This window comes from Leifsonia sp. KNZ12-8B (assembly GCF_056755495.1).
In genome coordinates, this window is the sequence record NZ_JBPGXM010000034.1 from 22141 (window position 1) to 28897 (window position 6757).

At 71.9% G+C, this 6757-nt stretch carries 7 protein-coding genes; 5 read left to right on the top strand and 2 right to left on the bottom strand.

Going from position 1 to position 6757, the window contains the following annotated elements; translation table 11 throughout:
* Positions 1–23 precede the first annotated feature (23 nt).
* A complete protein-coding gene (locus ACR9ZG_RS07545; protein ID WP_481284209.1) occupies positions 24–734 on the top strand; it encodes an alpha/beta fold hydrolase in 711 nt (236 codons plus the stop codon).
* On the opposite strand, the gene ACR9ZG_RS07550 is transcribed toward ACR9ZG_RS07545, so the two are convergent.
* Positions 689–1276, bottom strand: a complete 588-nt coding sequence (locus ACR9ZG_RS07550) for a GNAT family N-acetyltransferase (RefSeq protein ID WP_481284210.1) — start codon at positions 1274–1276, stop codon at positions 689–691. The two genes, ACR9ZG_RS07545 and ACR9ZG_RS07550, sit on opposite strands and share 46 nt — an antisense overlap.
* Positions 1277–1391: 115 nt before the next feature.
* Between ACR9ZG_RS07550 and ACR9ZG_RS07555 the strand changes: the two genes are divergently transcribed.
* The gene (locus tag ACR9ZG_RS07555; protein ID WP_481284211.1) at positions 1392–1775 is read left to right on the top strand and encodes a hypothetical protein; all 384 of its coding nucleotides are present in this window, start codon (positions 1392–1394) and stop codon (positions 1773–1775) included.
* A gap of 5 nt (positions 1776–1780) precedes the next feature.
* Here the strand turns inward: ACR9ZG_RS07555 and ACR9ZG_RS07560 are convergent, their stop codons facing one another.
* Positions 1781–2839, bottom strand: coding sequence for a LuxR C-terminal-related transcriptional regulator (locus tag ACR9ZG_RS07560; protein WP_481284212.1), 1059 nt, complete (start codon positions 2837–2839; stop codon positions 1781–1783).
* Between the two features lie 170 nt (positions 2840–3009).
* Here ACR9ZG_RS07560 and ACR9ZG_RS07565 point away from each other — a divergent pair, with 170 nt between their 5' ends.
* The 3 genes from ACR9ZG_RS07565 to ACR9ZG_RS07575 all read left to right on the top strand — a co-directional run.
* Positions 3010–3504, top strand: a complete 495-nt coding sequence (locus ACR9ZG_RS07565; RefSeq protein WP_481284213.1) for a DUF6325 family protein — start codon at positions 3010–3012, stop codon at positions 3502–3504.
* A 176-nt stretch (positions 3505–3680) separates the two neighbouring features.
* Complete coding sequence (locus ACR9ZG_RS07570) at positions 3681–6047, top strand: arylsulfatase (protein ID WP_481284214.1); 2367 nt, start codon at positions 3681–3683, stop codon at positions 6045–6047.
* Positions 6048–6137: 90 nt separating this feature from the next.
* On the top strand, positions 6138–6757 hold a 620-nt coding region (locus tag ACR9ZG_RS07575), incomplete at its 3' end, for a hypothetical protein (protein ID WP_481284215.1).

Sequence of the window (6757 nt, forward strand, 5' to 3'; positions counted from 1 at the left end):
GTGGCCCGTGATTGAATGCCGCGATGGTGCTTCACGCGACGGTGTCCGGTGCGGGGACCGAGCACGTCCTCCTCCTGCACGGCATGGCGGGCAGCGGCGAGAGCTGGTGGCGCGTCACGGAGGCGCTCGTCGACCGCGGGTACCGCGTCGTCGCGGTGGACCTCCCCGGGCACGGCGGATCCCAGCCGGATCCTCGCGCGACTCTGGAGTCCGTCGGGCGCCAGGTCGCCCGCACGGCGGCCCTGTACGTCGGCGACGGCGGCTATGCGCTCGCGATCGGCCACTCCTTCGGCGGGCTCGTGCTCGCCGCAGCGGCGCCGCAGCTCACGGCGCGGCGGTTCGTCTTCGTCGACGCCCCCTTCTTAGCGCGGGGCGGTCACGACGCCGAGCAGACGCGACGCGAGTACGAGCAGGAGCGCGCCGGGCGCACGGCGGCCGCGCTCCGCCTGCGTCCGGACTTCACCCAACGCGACGTGGAGGTGGAGGCGCGCGCGGCCGAGCGCTTCGATCCGGCCACCGCTGCCGCCGTCGCGGCCGGACCGGGCGGCCGCTGGTGGCCGCCCGCCGGCTCGCTCGTCATCCGCAGCGAGCCCAGCGGCTATGTGACGCCGGACATCGTGGCGGAGCTACGGCGCCGCGACGTCGAGGTGGTCGGCATCCCCGGCGCCGCGCACACCGTCTGGCGCACTCACTTCGACGCGTTCCAGGCGGCGCTCGGGCTGTCGACAGGCTGATGCTCCACCCGCGCCGGCCACACCCCGAACCACTGCGCGGCGCCGTGCTTCTCCCCGCGCGCCACCTCCTGGAAGCCGAGCTTCTCGAGGAGGCGCAGCGACGCCTCGTTGGCGAGCTGCGTCGAGACGACCAGCGGCTCCGTCGGCCGCGCCGCCCGGAACCACGCCATCGCCGCGGCGCAGGCCTCGGTGGCGTGACCAGCGCCCCACGCGTGCGGCAGCAGCATGTAGCCGAGCTCGGCCTCGCCGCCACCGTCTCGGACAGGACCCGGCCGGTCGTCCTCGCGTTGGTCGAGCGTGACGATGCCGATCATCGCGCCGTCGAGCTCCACCACGAAGAAGCCGGCCCGCTGCCCCGGAACCGCGGGCATGAGCTCGTCGAGGTGCTCGCGCGGCTCGGCCCCGCCGACGTACGCGTTCACGAGCGGGTCGCTGAAGAGGTCGAGCATCGGTTCGCGGTCCCGTGCCTCGGCCGCCCGCAGGACCAGCCGGTCCGTCACGATCGGGGCGGGAGGCCAGGTCACTCCATCGAGATGCGCCATGGCGCGAGCGTAACCCGATCCGCCGGCGAAACCCGGCACTTCCCGCGGACACGCTCCGCGACGTACCGTCAGGCACGCGAAGTGAAGGCCGCTCCGCGAAGCGAACGGAGTTGCCATGTCTTTCTGGGATTTCCTCGTCTGGTCCTTCTGGTTCTACCTCGTCTTCGCCTGCATCACGATCTTCATCCGGGTGATCATCGACGTGTTCCGCGATCCTGAGCTGGGCGGCTGGGCGAAGGCGTTGTGGGTGCTGTTCCTGGTGGTGGCGCCGTTCCTCGCGGCCTTCATCTACCTGATCGCCCGCGGCGGGCGGATGGCGCAGCGTGCGGCTGCGGGATCGGCGCAGGCGCAGTCCGAGACCGACCAGTACATCCGCTCGGCGGCGGGACGGGGGTCGCCCGCCAGCGAGATCGAGTCGGGCAAGCGGCTCCTCGACAGCGGAGCGATCACGCCGGCCGAGTTCGAAGCGCTCAAGACCAAGGCGCTGGCGGCGGCCTAGCGGGGTCACCCGGCGGAGGGCGGCCACCCGTCCGACCAGGGCGTGATGACGCCCAGCAGCGTCGCCCGCTCGATGGCGCTGCTGCGGGTGGACACCTCCAGCTTGCGGTAGATGTGGGCCATATGGCTCTTGATGGTGTTGACGGAGACGAAGTACCGCTCCGCGAGCTGGGTGTTGGTGAAGCCGGTCGGCAGCAGGACCAGGAGTTCGCGCTCCCGGTCGGTGAGCGGCTCCGCCAGCCCGGCGCCGGCGGCGGCCCGGGCGGCCGCCGACGCGGCGCGGATCACCCGCGTCGCGATCGGCGGCAGCGACGGCAGGCCGAGCCCCAGGATGCGTGACGTGATCTCCTGACCCGCATCGACGAAGACCGAGACGAGGCCGTGCTCGTCGGCGATCCGGAGCGCCTGGACGAGCAGGGCGTCCGTCCGCGGGGTGCGGCCGTGCATGGCGGCGAGGGAGGTCGCCAGCAGCAGGCTCCTCGTCCTCGGCAGCGGGGACTCCCGGCCGGGGAGGTCCGCGTGCAGCCGCTCCGCCTCCGTGGCCTCGTCGACACGTCCCAGGGCCAGGCACGCCAGGCCGCGTTCGAAGAGCACCGGACTCGACGGCGACGAGCGATCGGCGAGCATGGCCCTGGCCGCGGACGGGTTGCCGCTCAACCGCTGGCGCCGCGCCCGCAGCGACACGAGGGCGTCGGCGACGAGGGGTGGCGGCGAGCCGGAGGGCTGCGGCCCGGCGGGTTCGTCTCCGGCGCCGCTGTGGAGTTCGCAGCCGATCGCGTAGGCGATCCACGCGGTCGGGGAGCGGTGATCGACGGCGGTCCGGCGGTCGGCCTCCCGCAGGTCGTGCTCCGCGAGCGGGCGGTCGCCGCGCGTGATGGCGACGAGCGCACCCGCCAGGAGTGCGCCGACCGTCGCCGGGTGCGAGCGGGCGCCGACCATGTCCGCCGTGGCGAGCGCCTCCCGGCCGAGTTCGCCGGCCCGGGCGGTCTCCCCGTCCCAGGCCGCCAGGAGGGCGAGGGAGCCGAGCGCGCGCACCCGCCGCAGCGAGTGCGGGCTGGTTCCCATGAGCTCCCTCCCTCCTCGGGGTGCTCAGTGTCGCACCTCCCCATGCACGTCGGCCAGATGGCAGTCGTCACCCCGATCGGGTGACGACCGGGCCGAGCGGCGCGGGTTAGCGTCCGAAGTGTCCGACCGGCAGGGCCGCTGCCTGTCGACACCGCGGCGAAGGAGACATCGTGACTGACGACGTGACGGACGACATGACGGAGCATGCCGCACCGGTGGACTTCATCATCATCGAGTTCCCGGAGGGACGGCAGAACTTCTCGGGCGAGGTCCTGGAGGAGCTGGCCCGGCTGGTCGAGTCCGGCACCATCCGGCTGGTCGATGCGATGGTCCTGATGAAGGACGCCGACGGGTCGGTGGACGTGGCCGAGCTGTCCGACCTCGACGACCTCGGTCCGCTGCAGGAGCTGGCGGCCGAGCTGGCCGACTTCCTCGCCGAAGAGGATGTGGCCGATCTCGCGGCCGCAATGGAGCCGGGGAGCGTGGCCGGCGTCATCGTCTACGAGAACGTGTGGGCCGGCCCGTTCGCCGCGGCGGCGCGCAGGGCGGGCGGGCGCCTCCTCGCGGACGGCCGGATCCACAGCCAGTCCATCGTGGACGCGCTCGAAGCCGAAGCGGAGTGGGAAGAACTCGACGAAGAGGTCCAGCCGGAAGGGAAGTCCTGAGATGTTACGAGCAGCACGAGTAGGACGAGTCGGGGTGGTCGGTCATCCCGTGGCCAAAGCCGCCGTGGTGACGAAGGCCGTGGCGAGCCCCGGTCCGGCTCCCGTCGCGAAGACCGCCGTCGTGGCGGCCGCCGTGACGCCCGGCCGGCGCCGCCGCTTCTGATCGCGAGGACGACATGGAGCCCGATCGGCATGCCCGCGCCATCCTGCCCATCCCGGACCGGCCGCGGCCGGGCCTGACGACGTACGACGCCAAGGACCCGGAGACCGCCTATCCGCCGATCGAGCCCCTGCTGCCCCCGCAGGGCGCGCCGAATGTGCTGATCATCCTGATCGACGACGCCGGCTTCGGGTCGTCCAGCGCGTTCGGCGGCCCGTGCAGCACGCCGAACGCGGAACGGCTGGCGGCCGGGGGCCTCAGGTACAACCGGTTCCACACGACCGCCCTGTGCGCCCCGACCCGCGCCGCGCTGCTGTCCGGGCGCAACCATCATTCGGTCGGGATGGGCAGCATCACCGAGACGGCCACCTCGGCCCCCGGCAACAGCTCGCTGCGGCCGAACACCAAGGCGCCGCTGGCGATGACGCTGAAGCTCAACGGCTATTCGACGGCGCAGTTCGGGAAGTGCCACGAGGTCCCCGTGTGGCAGTCGTCGCCGATGGGGCCGTTCGACGCGTGGCCGTCCGCGGGCGGCGGGTTCGAGACGTTCTACGGGTTCATCGGCGGCGAGAACAACCAGTGGGACCCGGCCCTCTACGACGGCACGACACCGGTCGAGCCTCCCGCGACCCCGGAGGAGGGGTACCACCTCACCGAGGACCTGGCCGATCACGCGTGCAACTGGATCCGCACCCAGAAGGCGCTGATGCCGGAGAAGCCGTTCTTCGTCTACTTCGCCCCCGGCGCCACGCATGCGCCGCACCATGTGCCCAAGGAGTGGGCGGACAAGTACGCCGGCGCGTTCGCCGACGGCTGGGACGTGCAGCGCGAGAAGACGTTCGCCCGGCAGAAGGAGCTGGGCGTCATCCCCGCCGATGCGGAGCTCACGCCGCGCCACGCCGAGATCCCGGCCTGGGACGACATGCCCGACGCGCTCAAGCCCGTGCTCGAACGCGAGATGGAGGTCTACGCGGGCTTCATGGAGCACACCGACCACCACATCGGCCGCGTGATCGACACCATCGAGGATCTGGGCATCCTCGACGACACGATCATCTACTACATCGTCGGCGACAACGGCGCCTCCGCCGAGGGGACGCTCAACGGCGCCTTCAACGAGATGGCCAACTTCAACGGGATGGCCGCGCTCGAGACCCCCGAGTTCCTGACCTCGAAGATCGACGAGTTCGGGAGCCCGACCTCCTACAACCACTACGCGGTCGGCTGGGCGTGGGCGATGGATGCGCCCTTCCAGTGGACCAAGCAGGTGGCCTCCCACTGGGGCGGCACCCGCAACGGCACCATCGTGCACTGGCCGGCGGGCATCGCGGAGAAGGGCGGGAGGCGGTCGCAGTTCACCCATGTGATCGACGTCGCACCCACCGTCCTGGAGGCGGCCGGCCTGCCGGAGCCCACGATGGTGAACGGCGTGCAGCAGTCGCCCATGGAGGGCACGAGCATGCTGTACACCTTCGACCACCCTGACGAGCCGGAGCGGCACGACCTGCAGTACTTCGAGATGTTCGGCAACCGGGGGATCTATCACAAGGGGTGGAGCGCGGTGACGAAGCACCGCACGCCCTGGGTGATGGTGGGCGGCGTCGTCCCGGCGTTCGACGACGACGTCTGGGAGCTCTACGACGGCGCCGTCGACTACAGCCAGGCCCGCGACCTGTCGGCCGAGCAGCCGGAGCGGCTGCACCAGCTGCAGCGGCTGTGGCTGATCGAGGCGACCAAGTACAACGTGCTGCCGATCGACGATCGCGGCGCGGAACGGCTGAACCCCGAGCTGGCCGGGCGGCCGACGCTCATCCGCGGCACCTCGCAGCTCCTCTTCGCCGGGATGGGCAGGCTGTCCGAGAACAGCGTGATCAGCATCAAGAACAAGTCGTTCTCGGTGACCGCCGAGGTCGAGGTGCCGGATGCGCGTGCGAGCGGCGTGATCATCGCGCAGGGCGGCCGGTTCGGCGGGTGGAGTCTCTACCTGTCTGAGGGGCGGGCCGCGTTCGTCTACAACGTCCTCGGCATCCACGAGTTCCGGATCGCCGGCTCGGCCCCTCTCGCAGAGGGCCGGCACCAGATCCGGGCCGAGTTCGCCTACGACGGCGGCGGCCTCGGCAAGGGCGGAGACGTCACGCTCTACTACGACGGCGACGAGGTCGGGGCCGGCCGGGTGGCCGCGACCCAGGCGATGGTGTTCTCCGCCGACGAGACGACGGACATCGGCTACGAGTCGGGGACCCCGGTGGCGTCCGAGTACGAGACGGCGACCAGCCGCTTCACCGGCCGGATCCACTGGGTGCAGCTCGACGTCGGCGTCGAGGACGCCGACCACCTCATCGACCCGGAGGAGCGGCTCAGGATCGCCATGGCCCGGCAGTGACGACCGGTCGCCCGGCCTCATCCTGAGGAGCGATGCGTCTCCGCCGGAGGGGCGATGCGGGCGGCCGCGCCGGCGCGGGACCGTGGAGGGGTGCCCTGGCGACGGATTCTGACCTGGGCGCCGATCACCCTTTTCGGGCTGCTGGTCGGCGCCGGCTGCGCGCTCGCCGCTCTGGACCGGAGCGCCCCGGACCTGCTGCTGATCGGCCCGTTCGATGCCCTCCAGCTCGGCGCCCTCCTCGCGCTGCTGGCGGGGGGATGCGGATTCGTCGCCGTGCTGCAGGCCGCCGTGCTCGCGCACCGGCTGCGATGGCTGCCGCTGCGCGCCGTGGTGCACATGGTCACCGTGCCGCTGCTCCTGGCCGCCCTCCCCGTCGGCTACCTGCTGCTGATGCTCGCCGCGGTCAGCACCGTCGACGAGTACCGGTACCTCGACGTCCCGGGGCACAGCGTCGTGATCCGGACCCTGAGCTGGCACCACCGGAGCCTGACGATCCTGGAGGGGGAGGGGCTGCTGTTCCACGAGGTGGCGACGTGCGGCGACGCGCTGCCGGTGGACGCCTACGACGCCTTCTCCGCCGGCGAGTACGAGGTGGTCGTGCGCGGCGGCCGGGAGGTGCTCCGCTTCGCGGAGAGCCCGGGAGGGCCGTACACCGCGCTCGCCGTGCTCGGGGCACGGGCGGGGGAGGAGGCTGTCTCTTATACACATCT

Excerpts from the sequence above, each read along its gene's own strand:
- ACR9ZG_RS07545 (WP_481284209.1), top strand. The coding sequence starts at position 24 with ATGGTGCTTCACGCGACGGTGTCCGGTGCGGGGACCGAGCACGTCCTC.
- ACR9ZG_RS07550 (WP_481284210.1), bottom strand. The coding sequence starts at position 1,276 with ATGGCGCATCTCGATGGAGTGACCTGGCCTCCCGCCCCGATCGTGACG.
- ACR9ZG_RS07555 (WP_481284211.1), top strand. The coding sequence starts at position 1,392 with ATGTCTTTCTGGGATTTCCTCGTCTGGTCCTTCTGGTTCTACCTCGTC.
- ACR9ZG_RS07560 (WP_481284212.1), bottom strand. The coding sequence starts at position 2,839 with ATGGGAACCAGCCCGCACTCGCTGCGGCGGGTGCGCGCGCTCGGCTCC.
- ACR9ZG_RS07570 (WP_481284214.1), top strand. The coding sequence starts at position 3,681 with ATGGAGCCCGATCGGCATGCCCGCGCCATCCTGCCCATCCCGGACCGG.